The sequence below is a fragment of the Candidatus Diapherotrites archaeon genome (genome assembly GCA_016205145.1).
Lineage (GTDB): Archaea > Iainarchaeota > Iainarchaeia > Iainarchaeales > JACQJH01 > JACQJH01.
This window is the reverse complement of sequence record JACQJH010000002.1, coordinates 557479-575461: the sequence shown is the minus strand read 5'-3', so window position 1 is coordinate 575461 and position 17983 is coordinate 557479. Positions and strand designations below refer to the sequence as shown.

General features: G+C 52.1%; 19 protein-coding genes. 6 read left to right on the top strand and 13 right to left on the bottom strand.

Translation table 11 applies throughout. The annotated features are described in order from the left end of the window. Positions 1-45 precede the first annotated feature (45 nt). Entirely contained in the window at positions 46-825 is a 780-nt protein-coding gene (locus tag HY394_06315; protein MBI4053621.1) for a hypothetical protein, read from the top strand. Here HY394_06315 and HY394_06310 read toward each other — a convergent pair. After that, entirely contained in the window at positions 789-2507 is a 1719-nt protein-coding gene (locus HY394_06310) for a tRNA uridine(34) 5-carboxymethylaminomethyl modification radical SAM/GNAT enzyme Elp3 (protein MBI4053620.1), read from the bottom strand. The two genes, HY394_06315 and HY394_06310, sit on opposite strands and share 37 nt — an antisense overlap. A 52-nt stretch (positions 2508-2559) precedes the next feature. Between HY394_06310 and HY394_06305 the strand changes: the two genes are divergently transcribed. Together HY394_06305 and HY394_06300 are read left to right on the top strand one after the other, a co-directional pair. Beyond that, on the top strand, positions 2560-2868 hold the full coding sequence (locus tag HY394_06305) for a hypothetical protein (GenBank protein MBI4053619.1): 309 nt from the start codon (positions 2560-2562) through the stop codon (positions 2866-2868). Positions 2869-2935: 67 nt separating this feature from the next. Beyond that, positions 2936-3295, top strand: coding sequence for an endonuclease (locus tag HY394_06300; GenBank protein ID MBI4053618.1), 360 nt, complete (start codon positions 2936-2938; stop codon positions 3293-3295). A gap of 38 nt (positions 3296-3333) precedes the next feature. Here the strand turns inward: HY394_06300 and HY394_06295 are convergent, their stop codons facing one another. The 12 genes from HY394_06295 to HY394_06240 all read right to left on the bottom strand — a co-directional run bounded on the left by HY394_06295 (position 3334) and on the right by HY394_06240 (position 14125). Then, the gene (locus HY394_06295; protein ID MBI4053617.1) at positions 3334-4374 is read right to left on the bottom strand and encodes an mRNA surveillance protein pelota; all 1041 of its coding nucleotides are present in this window, start codon (positions 4372-4374) and stop codon (positions 3334-3336) included. Positions 4375-4403: 29 nt separating this feature from the next. Continuing rightward, the gene (locus HY394_06290; GenBank protein ID MBI4053616.1) at positions 4404-6191 is read right to left on the bottom strand and encodes a ribosome biogenesis/translation initiation ATPase RLI; all 1788 of its coding nucleotides are present in this window, start codon (positions 6189-6191) and stop codon (positions 4404-4406) included. Positions 6192-6265: 74 nt separating this feature from the next. Then, complete coding sequence (locus HY394_06285; GenBank protein ID MBI4053615.1) at positions 6266-6883, bottom strand: hypothetical protein; 618 nt, start codon at positions 6881-6883, stop codon at positions 6266-6268. After that, positions 6871-7404, bottom strand: coding sequence for a hypothetical protein (locus tag HY394_06280; GenBank protein MBI4053614.1), 534 nt, complete (start codon positions 7402-7404; stop codon positions 6871-6873). The genes HY394_06285 and HY394_06280 overlap by 13 nt, the downstream gene beginning before the upstream one ends. 9 nt (positions 7405-7413) lie before the next feature. After that, positions 7414-7839, bottom strand: coding sequence for a hypothetical protein (locus tag HY394_06275; GenBank protein ID MBI4053613.1), 426 nt, complete (start codon positions 7837-7839; stop codon positions 7414-7416). 220 nt (positions 7840-8059) lie between these two features. Continuing rightward, positions 8060-9628, bottom strand: coding sequence for a 2,3-bisphosphoglycerate-independent phosphoglycerate mutase (locus tag HY394_06270; protein ID MBI4053612.1), 1569 nt, complete (start codon positions 9626-9628; stop codon positions 8060-8062). Beyond that, complete coding sequence (locus HY394_06265) at positions 9629-10228, bottom strand: hypothetical protein (GenBank protein MBI4053611.1); 600 nt, start codon at positions 10226-10228, stop codon at positions 9629-9631. It lies immediately after the preceding gene. Further along, positions 10225-10599 (bottom strand): Mov34/MPN/PAD-1 family protein, encoded by a 375-nt coding sequence (locus tag HY394_06260; GenBank protein MBI4053610.1) that lies wholly within the window; start codon positions 10597-10599, stop codon positions 10225-10227. Before HY394_06260 ends, HY394_06265 begins: the two co-directional genes overlap by 4 nt. Before the next feature lie 8 nt (positions 10600-10607). After that, a complete protein-coding gene (locus tag HY394_06255; GenBank protein MBI4053609.1) occupies positions 10608-11792 on the bottom strand; it encodes a tripartite tricarboxylate transporter permease in 1185 nt (394 codons plus the stop codon). Then, a complete protein-coding gene (locus HY394_06250) occupies positions 11780-12145 on the bottom strand; it encodes a hypothetical protein (GenBank protein MBI4053608.1) in 366 nt (121 codons plus the stop codon). Before HY394_06250 ends, HY394_06255 begins: the two co-directional genes overlap by 13 nt. Before the next feature lie 114 nt (positions 12146-12259). Then, the gene (locus tag HY394_06245) at positions 12260-12625 is read right to left on the bottom strand and encodes a hypothetical protein (GenBank protein ID MBI4053607.1); all 366 of its coding nucleotides are present in this window, start codon (positions 12623-12625) and stop codon (positions 12260-12262) included. Between the two features lie 117 nt (positions 12626-12742). Beyond that, positions 12743-14125, bottom strand: coding sequence for a hypothetical protein (locus HY394_06240; protein ID MBI4053606.1), 1383 nt, complete (start codon positions 14123-14125; stop codon positions 12743-12745). Positions 14126-14244: 119 nt separating this feature from the next. Here HY394_06240 and HY394_06235 point away from each other — a divergent pair, with 119 nt between their 5' ends. From HY394_06235 to HY394_06225, 3 genes are all read left to right on the top strand, one after another. Then, positions 14245-15093 carry a peptidylprolyl isomerase gene (locus tag HY394_06235; protein MBI4053605.1) on the top strand — a complete coding sequence of 283 codons (849 nt, stop codon included), beginning with the start codon at positions 14245-14247 and terminating at the stop codon, positions 15091-15093. Positions 15094-15246: 153 nt separating this feature from the next. Next, positions 15247-15897, top strand: coding sequence for a proteasome subunit beta (locus tag HY394_06230; protein MBI4053604.1), 651 nt, complete (start codon positions 15247-15249; stop codon positions 15895-15897). A gap of 173 nt (positions 15898-16070) precedes the next feature. Continuing rightward, positions 16071-17963, top strand: a complete 1893-nt coding sequence (locus HY394_06225; protein ID MBI4053603.1) for a beta-CASP ribonuclease aCPSF1 — start codon at positions 16071-16073, stop codon at positions 17961-17963. Positions 17964-17983 lie beyond the last annotated feature (20 nt).

Below are 17983 nucleotides of genomic sequence, written 5' to 3'. Positions count from 1 at the left end.
AATAACCTTTAAATTCTTCTTTTCAAACAACTATACTTGGTGGCAATGTTAAAAAAGCTAATTTTGCTCGGAATCCTTTTGATGCTGGGCTCTGACGTTTTCGCCGCGGCATACCTTGTGAGCCCCGCCGAGAAAACCATTGGTGCTGGCAGCATCGCCGAAATCGGCAGCATTGCGCCGGGCGAAACAGCCGAACTGTTTTTCAAAAAGAAGTCGGGCGAGGGCTTCGGCTGGGAAAGCATTGCTGTTGACGATGCAACCCTGCCTGACGGCTGGGGTTTTTTGCCGGGTTCCAATGCGGACGCCATTTCCGCAAAGCTCCTGGTGCCCGCGGACGCGCCGGAAAGCACCCAGCTGATAGGCTTCGAGATGCATTCCACGCAGGACTCAATGCCTTTCACCGCGAAATTTTTTGTCCGGCGCAGCCTGCTCACTATAAGCATAAGGGACCTCAACCGCAAGGCGGTCGTAGGCGAAAAGCTTTCATACCGGCTTGTAGCGGTCAACGAGTCGATTGCCTCGCACAATGTTTCGGTTTTTTCAACGCTTCCAAGCTATTGGCTCAAACCGCAAAAGCTTGAAATCGGGCCGAAGCAGTCAAGGGAACTCTCGCTTGAGGTTCTGCCGAGGACTTACGGCGAAAGGAATTTCAGGTTCATGGTAAAATCCGGGCTGAACGGCTCGCAGAAGGAATTCCAGTCCAACCTGTCGGTTTCTTCCACCTTGCAGAGCAAGTTTTCCGCCCCATTGTTCGGGTTCCCGTTCTTTTCGCCGACAATGATTTCGCCTTACCTGCTGAATTCAGTGCTGTCGCTTTTGTCTTGAATTAGCGTGCGGCCAGCAGAATCCTTGACAACAAACGCGCCGAGTTTTTCGTATCCGAGCCGGTAATAGTATTCGCGCGCTCCAATCCCTGAAATCACGCACAGCCTTTTTTTGCCGGATTCATCGAAAGCGATTTCCTCCGCTTTCGCAAGCAGGGCCTTGCCTATTCCGTGGTGCTGTACCCCGCCTTCGTTGGTTTCCCCCAATGCCGCGGCTTTTCCGAAAACGTGCAGTTCCCTTACAACCGCGGTTTCGCCCTGAAGTTCCTTCCTGAACGGCCTGGACGGAAGCCTGAGCCTGCAAAAGCCGAGCAATGCGCTCTGCTTTTCGTCCTCGAATGAAATGAAGAATTCTTTTCCGTTGCTTGCCTCGTATTCTTCAATAACGATTTCCGGTTTGAGTTTTTCTTCGTCGATTTTCCCGTCCCTCGCCTTCAAGCCGATTTCCCTGCAACGAATGCACTGGCATTCAATTGCCTTTTCGCGCGTTTTCTTTTCGACGACCTGCCTCAGGTTGTTGTCGAATTTTCCGGCAACCGCAAGCTTGCTTGGAATGTCACGCTGAATCCGCTGGATGCGGCACCATTTCGGAACAAAGCGCTTTCCCTCCGCGATTATTTCCGCGGCATCCTCATTTGAAAGCGGCGTGAATTTTCCTTCCTTCCACAGCCTTTCAAGCGGAGTTCCAGGCATGACCATGCACGGATAAATTTTCAGCGCATCCGGCCGGAAATCCGGGTTTTCGAACAGTTCGCGGAAATCGGCGAGGTCATTTTCGCGGCTTGACAGGGGCAGGCCCGGCATCATGTGATACGTAACCTTGAGGCCGGAATCCTTCAACAGCCGCGTGGCTTCCACGCTTTCCCTGGCAGTGTGGCCGCGGTTCGCAAATTTCAAAACCTTGTCGTCAAGGCTCTGTACGCCGAGTTCGACCCGCGTAGTGCCAAGTTCAAGCATCCGGTCTATGTGCGGTTCCATGCACCAGTCCGGCTTTGTTTCAATGCAGAGCGCAACGCATTTCACATTCGCATGCTCGTTGTCCTCTTTTTCTGCTTCAAGGCCGGTGCCGGTATTTTCGGGCGCAGCAATTTTTTTGCCCTGCGCCTGCACGGCTTTTTCAAATTCCAGCTTTCCATGCGAAAAAAATTCCCTGGAAAAATCGTTCATTGCCCTGAACGCGCCTGCAACAAAGCCTTTCTGGTAATTCCAATCAAAGCTTGGGAATGTTCCGCCCATGACGATGAGTTCGATTTTCTGCGGGCTGTGGCCGGTCAAAACGTATTGCATCAGCCTGCTTTTCACCTGCAGGTATGGGTCGAAGCTGTTTGCAATTGCCCTCATTGTCGCGGGTTCGTTTCCGGTGTAGCTTTTTGGCACGTTTCCGAAAAAGCTGTTCTCCCCGCCTGGGCAGAAAATGCACGTGCCATGCGCGCAGTCCTTCGGCCTTGTCATTATTGCGACAGCCGCAACCCCTGAAATGGTCCTGGTCGGCTTTGCGCCGAGAAGTTGCCTTGCCTTAACGCTGGGCTTTTCAACCAAAGCCAGGAGGTCCGGGTTGCTTGGCAGTTCTTTGAGGCTTTTTTTGCCCAGCCTGGCTTTCAGGCGGTTGATTCCGTCCCTGGTGGAGACTGAGCCGGAGTCTATGCTCTCGGCCACAAGCGCGGCGAGCCGTTTCCTGTCCATGAAACAATTTGCCCCGGCAAACCTTAAAATATTTGCCGCACCTATCTTTTGCATGGACGCGGAAAAGGAGTTCATCCTTTTTTTGGAGGAACACCCGGAGGTGGCGGTCTTCTCGAAATCCGTGCTGCACCTGCGCATCCTGAAACTCATTGAAGGCAACGCCAAAACCATTTTTGATCTCCAGTCAAGCTTTCCGGAAATCGACCCTGATGACCTGGAACAGATTATCGGCTCGCTTGCCAGCGCAGGCCTTGCGGAAAGGCTCGCCCTCTCAAACAAGGTCTTTTTTGTCTGCTCCGTGCTTGGCTCGGATTTGCTTGCAAAGTATTCGAAGGCAAAGCAGGGCATGCGCCTGACATGAATGTTTTCGGGTTGGGCCGGCATCTGCCTACTAAAAAATTATTAACCGCGCCGCCCTAATTTTCTGCATGCTTGAAGTTTTCCTTGCAGTCCTGGCCATCGTGCTTGCGGTTGCCACGTTCCTTTTTTTCAGGCGCTCGCAGGAACTTGAACAGCGGGTTTCAAGGCTTGCCTTCGAGAAGGGCTCGCAATCCGTGCGCTACGGAATGCTGTCCGAGCAGTGGATTCCATTGTCGGAAAAATTTCCATACGACGCTTCGAAATTCAGGTTTCTCGGCCAGCCGGTTGACGGCATAGCATTCCTTGACGACAGGATTGTTTTTGTGGAATTCAAGGCGGCTTCCTCGCAGCTGAGCCTGGAGCAAAAGCGCATCAAAGACCTCGTCGAATCGGGAAACGTTGAATGGCTTGAGTTCAGGGCGGACTGACTTTTTTCGCCTGGTTTTTTCCGATCTGCCTTCAATATTCAATAGTTCAGCCTGTAGCGCAGCAATGCCAGGCTTCCGCCGAAAGAGTCCAGCTTTTTCCCGGCTTCGGTTTCCGAACTCACAATGTGCGCTTCGGACCTGCTTTTTTCCGCCTTGTCCATGAGCGCTTCTGCCTTCTCCCTGTTTGAAAGAAGCATTTTGTCGGAGACGAGAAGAATTTCAACCGCTCCGGCATCAACCGCCCCGCTTATTTCCTTCAGGCCGTAGCAGGCCATGCCGCTGTTCTTTCCGAGTTCCGCGAGAATCTTTTCCAGCAGCCTTGCGTCCTTCAAAACCTGCATTTCCTGCACGATTTTCTGCAATGCGTCGCTTTTCAGAAGCTCGTTGAGGCCGGTCCTTCCAACGCTGTTGGAGGGCTCAAAAAAATGCGTCGGCTTCAGTTCGCCTTTTCCTGCAAGAAACGCCTTCAGCTTGTCCTTTGTGAAGCCCGGGCCGGCGAACACGATTTTTTCAAGGCCGGACTGCTTTGCCTTTTCAAGTATCTCCGAGAAAAAGGCTTCTTCGCCTTCCTCGCCTTCAAGCTGTTTGCCTTTCCTGCTTCCGCGTATGGAAGCTTTCTCCTCAAGTGAAAATTCCTTGAGCACGGCAAAGCTTGCGCTTTCATCGTCCAATACAACCAGCAGGACGCTTCCGCGCGTGGCCTTCTGCGCCTTTTTGAGGCGTTCAAGCTGATATGCCTTGAGGCTCTTCTTTTTCACGGAAATTTTTTTTCCAAGCTCAAGGTCCAGGCTCTGGTGCGCTTTCTGTTCTATGAATTCCTCGGGCTTTCCGGCAACAATTGTGCCGTTGACCCTCAGCAGGCCGGAAAATTTGTGGAATTCGGCGCCTTCGACTTCCAGTTCAACAAAAAGCTTTACGCGCTTTGCCTGCTCGCCCTCGTTTCCCTTTATCTTGCGGTCGGTTTCGCCGGAAACAACGTCGCCTTTCTCGATTATCCGTTCAAGATGCCACAAATCGTCAGGCACTTCCGGCACGATTTCAAGCAATCCGAGCTTCTGGTCTGCTTTCAGGACTTTCATTCAAATTCACTTTCCGTCGCCGAACCATTTCACTCATAATAGTATTTTCCGCTTTTCTTCTGCTCCCTGTCCTTGACCGAATCGCGCTTGTTGATGCGCGGCCTTTTCGTCCTTTCATCCCTTCTGAGAGTAATGTCAAGCTCCTTGAGCAAAAGATTCATGCCCTTCTCCATCGGAAACGGCCCCTGGCAAAGGCCCTTCTTCGATGGTTCGCCGGAAAAAACCATGAGCCTGTCGGAAATGTAGTCCAGGAACAGAAGATCGTGGTCTATGATGAGCGCGGCAACGCCTTTTCCCTCGACAATGTTCCTTATTACCTTTGCAACGTTCAGCCTCTGCTCGATGTCCAGGTGCGCGGAAGGCTCGTCCATCAGAATCAAATCGGATTTTCTTGCAAGGCACAATGCAATGGCAACGCGCTGCATTTCCCCGCCTGAAAGCGTTGAAACGCTTTTTTCCAGGAGTTCGTCGACGCCCAAAGGGGAGGTGATGGTGCTCTTTATGTCCGGATCAGATATTTCGGCGCCGTTTTCCTTGAAGAGCTCCAGCACGGTCTTATCCGATTCCATCGCAATGTACTGCGGCTTGTACGAAATGGTCCGCTTCACATCAAGCCCGGTGTTGTCCGGCCTTATTTCCGAGACAAGCATTTTCGCAAAAGTGCTTTTTCCGATGCCGTTCGGCCCCAACACTCCAACAACTTCGTTTTTGTTGATGCGGTTCGCCTCGACCTTCAATTCAAACCCGTCAAGCCTTTTTTCCAGCTCCGGCCATTCGGCGAGCAGTTCAAGCCTTTTCATTTCCTTGGCGCCCTTCACGTCAAACTTTATGGGCTTGTCGCGAAACCTGTAGTTTTCCTCGCGGCTGTAACCTTCAAGGTAATCGTTTATGCCCTCGCGCGAATTCTTGATCTGCGACAGCATTCCGTAAACGCCCGGCGCGCCGTACATCAAATGCACGAAATCCGTCAGGAAATCCATGATGATAAGATCGTGCTCGACAACCATGACAGACTTTCCGCTTTCAGCGATTTCCGAAATGAACTCCGCGACCTTCAGCCTTTCGCGGATGTCAAGATACGACGAGGGTTCGTCGAAAAAATACAGGTCTGCGTCCTTGAGCGCTGCCGCGGCAATCGCGACCTTCTGGAGTTCGCCGCCCGAAACCTTGGAAATCGGCCTGGCGAGGATGCCATTCAATCCAAGGCGGCCGGAGATTTCCTGAACGGCATTTTTTCCGTCAACCTTTTCGAGCAGTTCCTGCACGCTGCCCCTGAAATTCTTCGGAATCGCCTCGACGTTCTGCGGCTTGATTGAAACCCTCGCGCTCCCGGCGCTGACCCCTTCAAAAAATTCCCTTATCTCCTTTCCGCGGAAAAACTCCAGAACGGTTTCCCAGCTTCCATCGCCGTCATATGCGCCGAGGTTGGGCACGACCTGTCCGGACAAAATTTTCGTTATGGTCGTCTTGCCCGTGCCGTTCCTTCCCAGCAGGCCGACAACCTTCCCCTGCTTAGGCAGGGCGACGCCGTGGATCCTGAAAAGGTTCTGGCCGAACTGGTGCAAAACATATCCGGGGTCGATTGAAAGGTTGATTATTGAAATCGCGCCGAAAGGGCAGGCCTTCACGCAAATCATGCAGCCAATGCAAAGCTCTTCCGAGATGAGCGGCTTTTCCTTGCCTTCATGGTAAATGCATTTCTTGTCCGTCCTGTTGACCGGGCAGACCCTTTCGCAGTAATAGCCGCCGCATTTGACGGGGTCGCATTTATCATAGTCGATGACGGCAATCCGTTTCTTCGCAATGGACAATTGCATAGGATATTTTGGTTTCCCAAAAGCTTTTAACGGAAAGCAGTGCGCGCAAAAAAGAAGTTTGATTCAGCGGCTTTTCATGGCAGTACGTCAAGCAGGCCGCTCTGCAAGTCCAAGACTTCGATTTTGCAGTCCGCGCCTTCCTTGTAATACAACAGCTCTTTCTCGAAAACCGCGTTCTTTGAAACCCGCGCCCTGAAGCCGGTATTCCTGATTTCGCATGACACGACCGGGCTTATCCTTATGAACGAAGTGCACTTGTTGCCGGCCTCGCAGCTGCCTGGGTGCAAGGATGGCGTGCCAAGGCTGTCCGTGCCGGCCGGATTTCCGTCAAATTCCAATGAATCAATCTTGCATTCTATTCCGCTGCCGGTCTGTGCAAAAACATTGGTGAAGTAATCCCTGACTCTCGTCTCATACAACGGCGACGGAAAGTTGGGGCTGTAGCACTGGGTTCCGCCCTGTGCAACAAGATGCTGGTATGCCTGGTCGGCCAATGCGTCGCCTGCCGCCTTGTCAAGCAGGAACACGGTCTGCTGCAATTGCGCGTTTGCCGGCAGGATGTTCTGCCTGCTAATCGCCTGATTTGCCTGCCTTCCAAGCGCCTGCGAATTGTAAATCGTGGAAACGAGCAGGACAACCGCTACAACCGCTATGAGCGCGGAAAAAACGCCTTTCTGGTTCAAGCGCGCCAAACTTTCACCCTCAAAGTCTTGGGCGCACAGGTTGCCGTGTCCGCGCCGGACATGCAGTTTTCAATCGCCGCCTTTGGCACGTTCAACGTGCCATTGATTGCAACTAGGTTTATTTCCCTATCCACGCTTGCGACATCGGGCGCGTTCGATGGCACGGCATCCTTGCAGGCCGACGCCAAAAAGTAATTTCCTGCATCGTCGGTTATGCTGCAGCCATAGCCTGAAGAAATGCCGAGCTTGGTTTTGTCGTTTATGGTGCTTTTGCTCTGGTTTGTCAGGCAATTGCTCAAAGACAAGAGCGTTGCGCCCCCAACAGCACTGGTTATTTTGCAGTTCCAGTCGGGATTGCTTACAAGCAAATCCGAAGCGGTTTCCGCTACTCCGCGAAGTTCGGCGGAGGCAACGCTTTCCTTCAAGTCGTATCCCTGGAATTCCATGAACCGCAGCATGAGGCCGGTCGCAAGAATGACGAGTGACAGCCCGATCAGGAAATCAAGCGATGCAATCTGGCCTTTCTGCATTTTTCCAACTCACGTTTTCGTTATTGAAATCTTTTCCCCGCATTTGGCATTTGACGGAAAATTTATTCCGCCTGGCGGAGAAAATGTAATGCGCTTCATTGCGTCCGTTTCATTGAGCCCGAAAGCGCCAATTGCCGGAGTGATGGTTATCTGGCCGCCGGCAATCGTTATGTCGCATCCAACTCCGCCCGCGCCTGCAACCTGCAGAGCCGGAACGTAGTATTCGATTACAAGACCGTCGTTTCCCGACAAGGCCTTTGCCGAAGCCATGAGATGCGCAACGTTGTTCCCGATAATCGTTTCCTGGTTTATGAGGCCTGAAACCTGCTGGTTTTTGGTTATCTCCCTTGACAGCGCCTGGAAGCCTATGACAAAGACAATGAGGACAAGGAACGCAAGGATATAGTCAAGGCTCAGCTGCCCTTTCTGCCGCATGATAAAAACCCTATATTATGAAACAAATCCCTATATTAAAATGTCTCCGCAGCCGTCGCGCCCGGCTGGTGCGCGGCGGTTTCGTCCGCCGGGTTCGACGACGGGTACTTCGCTATTGCTCAGTACCCATCTGCTTTATTTTCGCATTAAACATTCGGGGTTGTGAGGGGGGCCCCCTACACGGGAAGCTCGCGTTGCTCGATACCCAGCTGTTTTATTTTTATATTTTCCGCAAAAGGCTTCTGCCTGTCATCTCAGCCGGCTTCGGCAAACCCATTATTTCCAGCACCGTCGGCGCGACGTCCTTCTGCCCGCCGGACAGGAATTTTGCGCCTGCAAGGCTTTTGTCATTTGAAACGGCAATGAACGGCACCCTGTTTGTGCTGTGCGACGGCTTTGGCGTGCCGTCAGGGTACAGCTTTTCCTCCGCGCTGCCATGGTCGGCCGTGATTATTGCAGTGTAACCGTTTGCAAGGCAGGTTTCAACAACCACGCCAAGCGCTTTGTCCATGGCTTCAATGCCTTTCACGACTGCAGGAATTACAGCGCTGTGGCCGACCAGGTCGCCGTTGGCGAAATTTATGAGAACAAAGGCAAACTCTTTTTTGGCAATTTCCCCCGACGCATTCTCTGCTATTTCCGCTGCGGACATTTCCGGTTTCAAATCATAGCTCGGCACTTTGGCGGAGGGCACAAGCAGCCGTTCCTCGCCCTTGAAGGGCGCTTCAACTTGCGCATTGAAAAAGTATGTGACGTGTGCGTACTTTTCCGTTTCAGCCATGCGCAGCTGTTTCAAGCCTTTTTTTGCAAGCACTTCGCCGAGGCAATTTTTCACATGCGTTTCGGAAAATGCCGTGTCCACTTTCACGCTCTTGTCACTTGAGCCGAAGCACGCGAAAAAAACCTTTGGCGCTTTTTTCCTTTCAAACAAATCAAAATTTCCCGAGACAAACGCCTTTGTCAGCTGCCTCACCCTATCCGTGCGGAAATTGAAAAAGATGATGCTGTCATTGTCTCCGACAACCGCCTTCGGCTTTCCGTTCCCGGCAACAATTGCGGTCGGCTCAATATAATAGTCTGTTTTCACGTTATCCGCATACGCATTTCGGATTGCCTGCAATGCGCTTTTGGCGGTCTTGCCCCTGCCTTCCGTCAGCAGTTCGAACGCCTTCTGTGTCCTGTCCCAGTTGTTGTCTCTGTCCATAGAATAGTAGCGGCCGCAAACGCTTGCGATTTCGCCAAAGCCAAGCTGCGCGCATTTTTCCTCAATAGCTTTGGCATACTTTTCCGCGCTTTTCTCCGGCACGTCCCTTCCATCCGAAAAAAAGTGCACGAAAACCTTTTCACCCGGAACCTTTTCGCGTTTCGCCATTTCCAGCAGTGCAAGCAAATGGTTGACGTGCGCATGCACCCCTTCATCGGAGCACAATCCCATCAAATGCAGTTTCGAGTTTTTCTTCCGCGCATTTTCCATGGCCTTTTTCAGGGCAGGGTTTTTGAAAAACTCTTCGCTCCGGATCTTCCGGTTAATCATTTCAAAAGGCTGCCATACAATGCGTCCGGCGCCCATGTGCAAGTGCCCGACCTCGGAATTGCCCTGGCTGCCCGCAGGCAATCCGACAGCCTCGCCGCTCGCATCGTTTTCGCAGTGCGGAAAGCCATTCCAGTATTTCGTGAAATTGGGGATGTTCGCCTGCTCCACGCAGTTGCCGGGATCTCCCTTCTTTCCGATGCCCCAGCCGTCGAGGACGATGAGAACAACTTTCCGAGAAATTTCAGCGTGTTCCATTCATTCCCCCCAAAATAAGTCATTTGGCCTAACAATTGTTTTTGAAAAACCTATACGCGCAGGCAGACTTTCCAGTACGTGCCTGTCCTTCAAAGCGGACGCAATTCCATCCCGCGCAACTGGCTTTCTTAAAGTCACGGACAGGTGCTGGCAAAGCAGTCCGGCGTCGGCATCGCTCAACTCGTAACCGTTCCTGAGAAACATAAGCAGGACAGATTTTTTTACCGTGCCGCCGCTCAGCGTTGTGGCCTCGCCATTCTTTTCAAAAATCGCGTTTTCGAGCAATTTGAGGGCGGCAGAGCCGAGGCCTTTGCCCCTGTGTTCCCTATCCCAGATTTCGCGCCGTTCATTAGCCGCAAAGTCCACCGGTCCGCGAACCGCAGAAGTAATGCTGCCTATTACCTGGCCAATCGAATCAAGAATTTCAACAGTATTTGTGTTTTGAAAAAGCGCAAAATGGAATTTTTCGCTGCCTATTGTTGCACTGTATAGTTTCAGTTTCGGGAAGTAGTAGGTGTTAATATGGAGTTTTTCCGGCAGGTCGACAGGATTTGCCCGTTCCATACGAAGCCGTTCCCTTTTCTGTGTTTTTGCCCTCATGCCATAACCTCTATTGTAATCTTTTTTCCCTTCTGGTCGAAAGCCTTCATGCTGTCAAGAGTGTAGGGAAAAGCGATTATTATATTTATTTCCCCGAAATGGCCGAACGCCTGCAAATCCGCGTCGGAAGGCACGGCATACTCGGATGGATGCGAATGCACGCTGCCGAGAATGCGCTTGTCGAACGGCATCAGGTCGGACCGGATAATGGAATGCATTTCTCCGAAAACTGCCGGCAGGACGACAATCTCGTCGACAATCTTTTTCTCGCGGTCTCCTCCGAGCAAGGCGATGAACTCATTAGGATAAACGTTGCGTGCCGCGACAATGATGCTTTCGACAACCATTTTTTTCACACTGAATTTCGCCATCGGATAATTCAAATGTTCAAATAGATTAAAACCGTTGGCATCATGAGGCATGCCATCATCGCGCTCCTTTTCGTTTTGGAGGCGATTGCGAAAACCCCGACCGCGGCAGAAGCCGCAAAAACAATCATTCCCTTCCAGCCTGAGAGCGCAAAGACAAGAATTGCCACAAAAACAAGCACTAACGCATTCGTTTTTTTGTAGTCCGCCTTTGCAAGCCATGCAAGGAAAGGTTTTGCCAATGCAAGCGTCAGGATTGCCCCGGCACCAAGGGCAATGGCGCTCGCCGCCAGAAGCCTCAACGGAAACCCCGTGCTTTCGCCGGCCATTTCGCCAACCGCGGCCGCCGCACCCGTCCTCGCCTTTCCGACAGCGAACAGAGTTGAAAAAGAAAGAATCATTGCGGCAGTGTTCGCGCACCCCAGCAGGACAAGGAATTCTTTTGGCCCGGACTTTCCGCGGATTTTTTTTGCTATGAACGCCGCCTGCGCAGTGCTGATTGCGGGCATGGTTGCGACCATTGCTCCGCACGCAATGCCGAGCAGCGAGCCTTTCTGCACGTCCTGTCCGCCAAGGCTTCCTTCAAAGCTTTCCTGTTCCGGCACAATGGTTTTTTCCTTGAGGCTGTAAAGCAATCCAGATGCCCCGAAAAAGCCTGAAACCATTGGAAGAAGAGGCTCGCTGAATTGCAGGCTGCCCTGCAATGCAATGACCCCGATTGCGGCGGACAAAGCCAGAACAATCAGCGCGTTTTTTCTTTTATTGCCTTTTTCCTCGAACGCCATTGAAAGCATTATTGCAATGAGGGCAAACGGAATGATTGCGGGAAGGAAGCCGAATGCCTGCAATGCGAATTCCGAAAAAACCGGCGACAACGCAATAGCAATCATTCCGCCGAATAGGCCGCCCGCAACCGTCAGGCTGACGGCCTCAAGCCCTTTTCCTTCCAAGAGCATCCTGTGGCCGGGAAGGACAGCCTGAAACGTGTCCGAGTCGGGCGCGCCCAGGAAAATGCTGGGCAGGAAATCCACAAAAGTGTGCACGATCGCCATTGCGCAAACCATGGCGGCAATGTTGAAATCGTTCCAGCCGAATGCAAGCGCAATTACCGCAATTGAGTTCACGTGCAGGCCTGGCGCGAAGCCGGTGAGCGTGCCGAGCCCGCATCCGATCAGAATCCAGATCAGGGTTTCCATGCCTTGATCTCCTCAGCAATGAAAATGAAGCCGTTGCCGCTTTTTTTGGCAACGCCCTTCACAAGGACAACGCCTTTGCCTTTCAACAGTTCTTTTTCCTCCGCGCTTGGCCGAAAGATTGTTGCCGTAATCCTGCCGCCTTCACTGTCCTCAAGGCCGAAGAATGTCGAATTGCCCTGCTCTTTCGTCCATGCGGCTTTTGCCTTCACCCAGGCTTTTGCGCCGGCAATGCCTTCGGCTTGGGTGATTGTCGAATAATTTTGGCTGTCAAGAAAGTCGAGCGCGAAAAGGAAGGCGATCCCTGCAAGCGCAACGACAAGCGAAATCCTGCAGAGCATTGCGTCGTCAATCATGCCGGAATTTTTCGTGCGACGCTTTTAATGCGTTTGTCTTGGTTTCGGCGATTGCCAGAAAAAGGAAATGAAAAAAGAAGAAAAAAGAGGGCTCTTCGCCCCCGCTGTATTAGTTTACTTTGAGGAGGCTATGTCATGGATTGACTTCAATGCCACGACAACTACCGCCGGCACAACGAAAGTAAGGATGTTGCCGAGGATATTGCCCAATGCAGCTCCGATTATCTGGACCTGCGACAACAGGCTGCTTCCGAGGCCTGAAACGATTACCAGGGAAACCGCTGCTATGAGGAACTTGTTTGTTTCCTTGTCGGTGATGTTCAGGAAGCCGACGACTAATCCCAGGACTACCAGGGCGCCGACGACGTACGCGATTACTGTGCCGTTGACGGCTGTAAAGCTGACCGCTGCGCCGGCAAGAACCGCTATCACTACGCCGAGAATGAAAGCCCATGTCCCGATTTCTTCCAATGAAGCCATTTTTTCAACCTCCAGACCGCAAAAAGCGGTTTAGTGTATAGCCATCATCCGAAAAGCAATATTTAAAGCCAACGCCCATTACAATGCTTTTTTTCGTCAAACAACGAAGTTATTGGCTTATTGGCTGCCTGCTGTGGTCAGGACTTGGCCGGCTTCGACAGCGTTCGCATACACTGCCTTGCCGCGCACCGAATAGAACGAGACTTCAAACCCAACGGTTTCGTTTTCCTTTCTCTCCGGCTTCACGAGCGCGGGAATGAAGCCCGAATCGTTGGCATACACTATGCCTTCGCTTTCAATGGTTTGGGCGGACAGCCGGGCGAGCCTGAAAAGGCTTTTCACTGAAACGCCTTTGCCTTCAAGCAGGCTTTTCGCCTGGCTTGCAGCGGTTTCAGCCTTTCCGGTTTCAAGGCTCAGGCTGCCCTCAAGCAGCACTTTGGGGTATTGGGTTTCAGGCTCGGCGCCTGGATACTTTGCCGAAAGCATTTTGTTCACGCCTTCGGCTATTTTTTGCAGGCCTGCCTCTTCCGCTCCGACTGAAACCGTGACAGCGTTCAAGTCAACCGATATTTCCGCGCTGACCGCATAATCCGAAATAAGCAGTGCGTTCACGTCCTGTGCAATGCCTTCCAGGCTGTTTTCATCCGCAAAGATTTCAATGCCCAGAGGAGCCGGCTGTGAAAGGTAGATTGAAACTGCGTTGACGTCGGCTATGCCGGAAAGCGCGGAGTTGAGGTCCTTTTCAGTGATGCCGGATGGAAGCGCGTATTCGCCTGAAAAGACAATCTCGTTTTCAAGGCCTGAAACCTGCAGGCTTGCTTTTGTGGAATGTGCAACCGGCTGTGCTGAAGAGTTTTCGGTTTCAATCGCAGTCGCATTGACAAGCTTTTCTCCGGACAGGGAAACGCTCAACAGCATCTTGATCTTGTCCAATGGCATGGAACTAGTGCCGACAAGGCCCGTGAGCCTCTGCACGGAAAACTCGTATTCCTTTGAAATGTTCAAGGCCTTGTTCTGCAGCCCAACCTTTTTCGGCACTTCGACTATGGCGTAGGAGTAGACTTCCAGGCCATCCAGGCCGCTTTTTTCCTGCAATTGCTCCGCAATGAATCCGACGTTGTAGTCGGGGCTGAAAGAAATGTCGGCAAGGTAATACCCGCCGTTCGTGTCGGCGTTCGGCTGGTAGCCTGACTGCACCTTTTTCACTCCGGCAACGGCATAAACCGCCTTGTCGATTTTCGCGAAATCATAGTCCTGTGTCTTGCCCACAATCCGCACGGATGGAAGCAATTGCTGGATTGAAGCGTCAACATTGTCCGCCTCGTAGGCTATTGTGGTTTGCTGCTGGCTTGGCTGCGGGCCGTCCTGCGGCGTGTTGCCGTTGCCGCTGTCGTCGCTGGACAGCACGCCGAACGCGATCGTCGAGCCCACCATGAAGACTATGACGAAAAGCGCGCCCGCCTGCGCCCAGCTTATCCTCTTCTTTCCGGGTTTTGCCAAAAAATCAACCTTAAAATAGTTTGCCAGACAAGAATAGCTTAGCCAACAAAATTAAAAGTTTTTGCTGGAACGGGTTTTCCGTGCCCGGCTTTGTTGTCTGCCTTTAAGGTGATTTTTTTATGGTTTTCAACGACAACGACGTTCTTCTGATCAACCTCACGTCAAAGGTGAAGGGCGGCGAGGTATTCGATTCGACTCTTGAAAGCGTCGCAAAAGAGCACGGCTTTTTCGAGAAAGAAAGGCAGTACAAGCCCTTTCCGATAGTTTTGGGCGCAAAGGAAGTCTTTCCCGCCCTGGAACAGCACATCAAATCATTGTCGGCGGGCGAAAAAAAATCCTTCACGCTTTCACCCAGGGAATCTTTCGGCGAAAGGAGCCAGGAACTAATCGGGATAATTTCCACAAAAGAATTCATTTCAAGGAAAATCAACCCGGTGAAGGGCCTTGTAATTGAAATGAACGGCAGGCAGGGGCGCGTCCAGAGCGTTTCAGGCGGGCGCGTCAGGGTTGACTTCAACAGCCCATTGGCAGGCAAGGAAATAGAATACGAAGTCGAGGTCAGGGAAAAAATCGCCGGCGACGGGAAAAAAGTGGAATCGCTATTTGAAAAATATTTTTCCGGCGTGCCGGAAAAGGAGAAAACGCTTTCAATCAAGGGCGGCGGAGTGGAAGTGCAATTGTCCCAGCGCTTCAGCAAGGCATTCGAACCCTTCAAGGTTTTGTTCTCCAAGCTCGTGGAAAAAAGCTGTCCCGCGCTCGAAGCCGTGAAGTTCTCGGAAATGCCCAAAGAGGAAAAAGGCGAAGGCAAAGGCGCAAGTGAAAGCGGGGCAGGAAGCGAAGAAATCTCCGGCGCGGCAGGCAAGGAAGCAAACCCAACGCCTGCTCAGGCAGAAGAAAGCCCCCGCGCCAAAGCCGCGCAAAAGCCCAGGCAGAAAAAGCCGGCAAGCGAAAGCAACGAGGACATCTGACAAATCTGCCGGCCGGGCCTGCCTGCGGCTGCAGGGCAAACTGCACCGCTGGCCCGGAAAACGCGTAGCTTTTTAAACATTTGTGAAAGCAATACTCTTTACGTTTTAAGGTAGGCTCAAAACGAATTTTTTCAGTTTTTTTGGTGGTCAGCTTTGACGCAGGAATTGAACGAGCTTAAAACCGGCACCACGACTGTCGCGATTGTTTTCGGCCAGGGCGTTGTCCTGGGCGCGGACCAGCGCGCGTCAATGGGCCATCTGGCTTACGACGAGGAAAGCCCGAAAATCTACACGATCAGCGACAAGATTGCAGTCACAAACGCCGGCAGTGTCGGGGACAGCCAGGTCATAGTGCGCTTCATGAAAAGCCAGGTTTTGAGCTACGAGCTTGAAAGGCAGGCGAAGATGACTCCGCAGGCCCTTGCAACGTTCCTTTCGAATGTCATGAATGCGAACCGCTATTATCCTTTCATTTCACAGTTTTTGATTGCAGGCGTGAACAGCGGGCCCGAAATTTTCGAATTGGAGCCGTTCGGCGGCGTCCTGGAAAGGCCAAAGTACGCGGTTTCAGGCTCGGGCACGGAGCTCGCATTGTCAGTTCTTGACTCGAATTACAGGTCCAACCTTTCAGAGGAAGAGGCCTTGTCCTTGGCGGCAAAGGCGGTCAAGGCGGCAACCAAAAGGGACATTTATTCCGGCGGCAAGTCGATTTCGCTTTGCGTTGTCGACGCAAAAGGCGTCAGGCATTTGTCCCAGCCGGAAGTCCTGAAGGTGCTTGACAGGCAGCCGAAGCTCGGCGCCTGAGGATTTTTGTTTCAGCCAATCCGGCAACCCAGCGCTTTTTTCATTTTAACAAGGAATTTTATTTGCCTTCATGGTTGGCATCGGTTTTGCATAAACGATTGGGCGGTCCAAAAAACGGTTCGGTTTCATGAAACGCCCAAGGAAAATCCTTTTTTACGATTCAGTGATATTGCATGAAAATCTTGGATGAAATCAAGGCGAAGGTTTCAGCTGTCCTTCCGGACAAGTGCCAGGTCAAGAAGATCGAGATGGAGGGGCCGGAAGTCGCCATTTACACGACAAACCCGAAGGCCTTTTTCGAGGACGAGAATTTTGTCGCAAAGCTCGCGTTCGAGCTGAAAAAGAGGGTCAACATCAGGACGGACAAGAGCCTTTTGCTTGAGCCCGAGCAGGCGAAGAAAAAAATCATTGAAATCGTGCCCGAGGACGCGCAGATAAAGGACATAACTTTCACGGATGCGTTCTCCGAGGTCGTCATAGAATCGATAAAGCCCGGCCTGGTCATTGGCAAGGGCGGCGAAACTTCGAAGCGCATAATCCTTGAAACCGGCTGGACCCCCAAGATAATCAGGGCGCCCACTTCGCCGTCAAAAATCCTTGCCGGCATAAGGCAGCACATAAACAAGTATGCCTCGGAAAGGAAGAAGATTTTGCAGAAGACGGCGGAGCAGATTTACCGCGAGGAAGAGCCGAGCCTCAATGACTGGGTGAGAATGGTCGCCCTGGGTTCATTCCGCGAGGTCGGAAGAAGCTGCATCCTTGTTGAAACGCCGAAGACAAAGGTTTTGCTTGACTGCGGCATAAACGTCGCGAACGAGAACGAGCGCTACCCTTTCCTTGACGCAATGAATTTTTCCGTCAACGAAATCAGCGCCATCATCGTCAGCCACGCCCACTTGGACCATTCCGGCTTCGTGCCGTACCTCTTCAAGCTCGGCTACCAGGGACCGGTTTACTGCACCGAACCCACGCGCGACCTTATGGCATTATTGCAGTTCGATTACATTGATGTCCTGGTCAAGGAAGGCAAGGAACCGCCTTACAACGAACAGCACGTCAAGGAAATGACAAAATATGTCATAACCCGCGATTACAGGGAAGTGACCGACATTTCGCCGGACATGCGCATGACATTCCACAATGCCGCGCACATTCTCGGCTCTGCGTCCGTGCATTTGCACATGGGCGACGGAATGCACAATCTCGTTTACAGCGCGGACATTAAGTACGGGTTCACGCGCCTCTTCAACAACGTTGACATAAAGTATCCGAGGCTTGAAACCCTGATTCTTGAAAGCACTTACGGCGCAAAGGAAGACATAATGCCGTTGAGGCAGGAAGCCGAGGACAGGCTTTTGCAGATAATAAACGACGTCGTGAGCAAGGACGGCAGCATCTTAATACCGGTTTTTGCCGTCGGCAGGGCGCAGGAAATCCTGCTCGTGCTTGAAAACTTTTACAAGCAGGGCCTGATTGACACGCGCATAATCGTCGACGGCATGACAAGGGAGGCGGGCGCGATCCACACAGCCTATCCGGAATACCTGCGCAAAGGCGTGCAGAGAAGGGTCTTGCAGAACGATTCCCCGTTCACGGCGCCGATTTTCGAGGAAATCGACCCCAAAAACAGGGAAGAAGCAGTCAACGGAAAACCCTCGATAATTCTCGCTTCATCCGGCATGATGACCGGCGGGCCTTCCCTGCAGTATTTCCACCACATGGCTGAAAACCCCGCCAACGCGCTCATCTTTGTCGGCTACCAGGGCGAGGGCAGCATGGGCCGCAAAATCCAGTCAGGAATAAAAGAACTGCCGATTGTCGGCAAGGACGGAAAGACGAAAGCTTTGAAAATCAACATGCGCGTTGAAACAGTCGAAGGCTTTTCCGGCCACAGCGACAGGAACCAGCTTTCAGCCTATGTGAGAAACCTGAAACCCAAACCCAAAAGGCTTTTCGTCAACCACGGCGAGAAAGGCAAGTGCATAGAATTCTCCAAATACATTGCAAGCAGGTTCCACATCAATGCGATGTCATTGCGCAACCTTGACGCTGTCCGCCTCAAATGATTTTTCCGAATTTTTTTGCG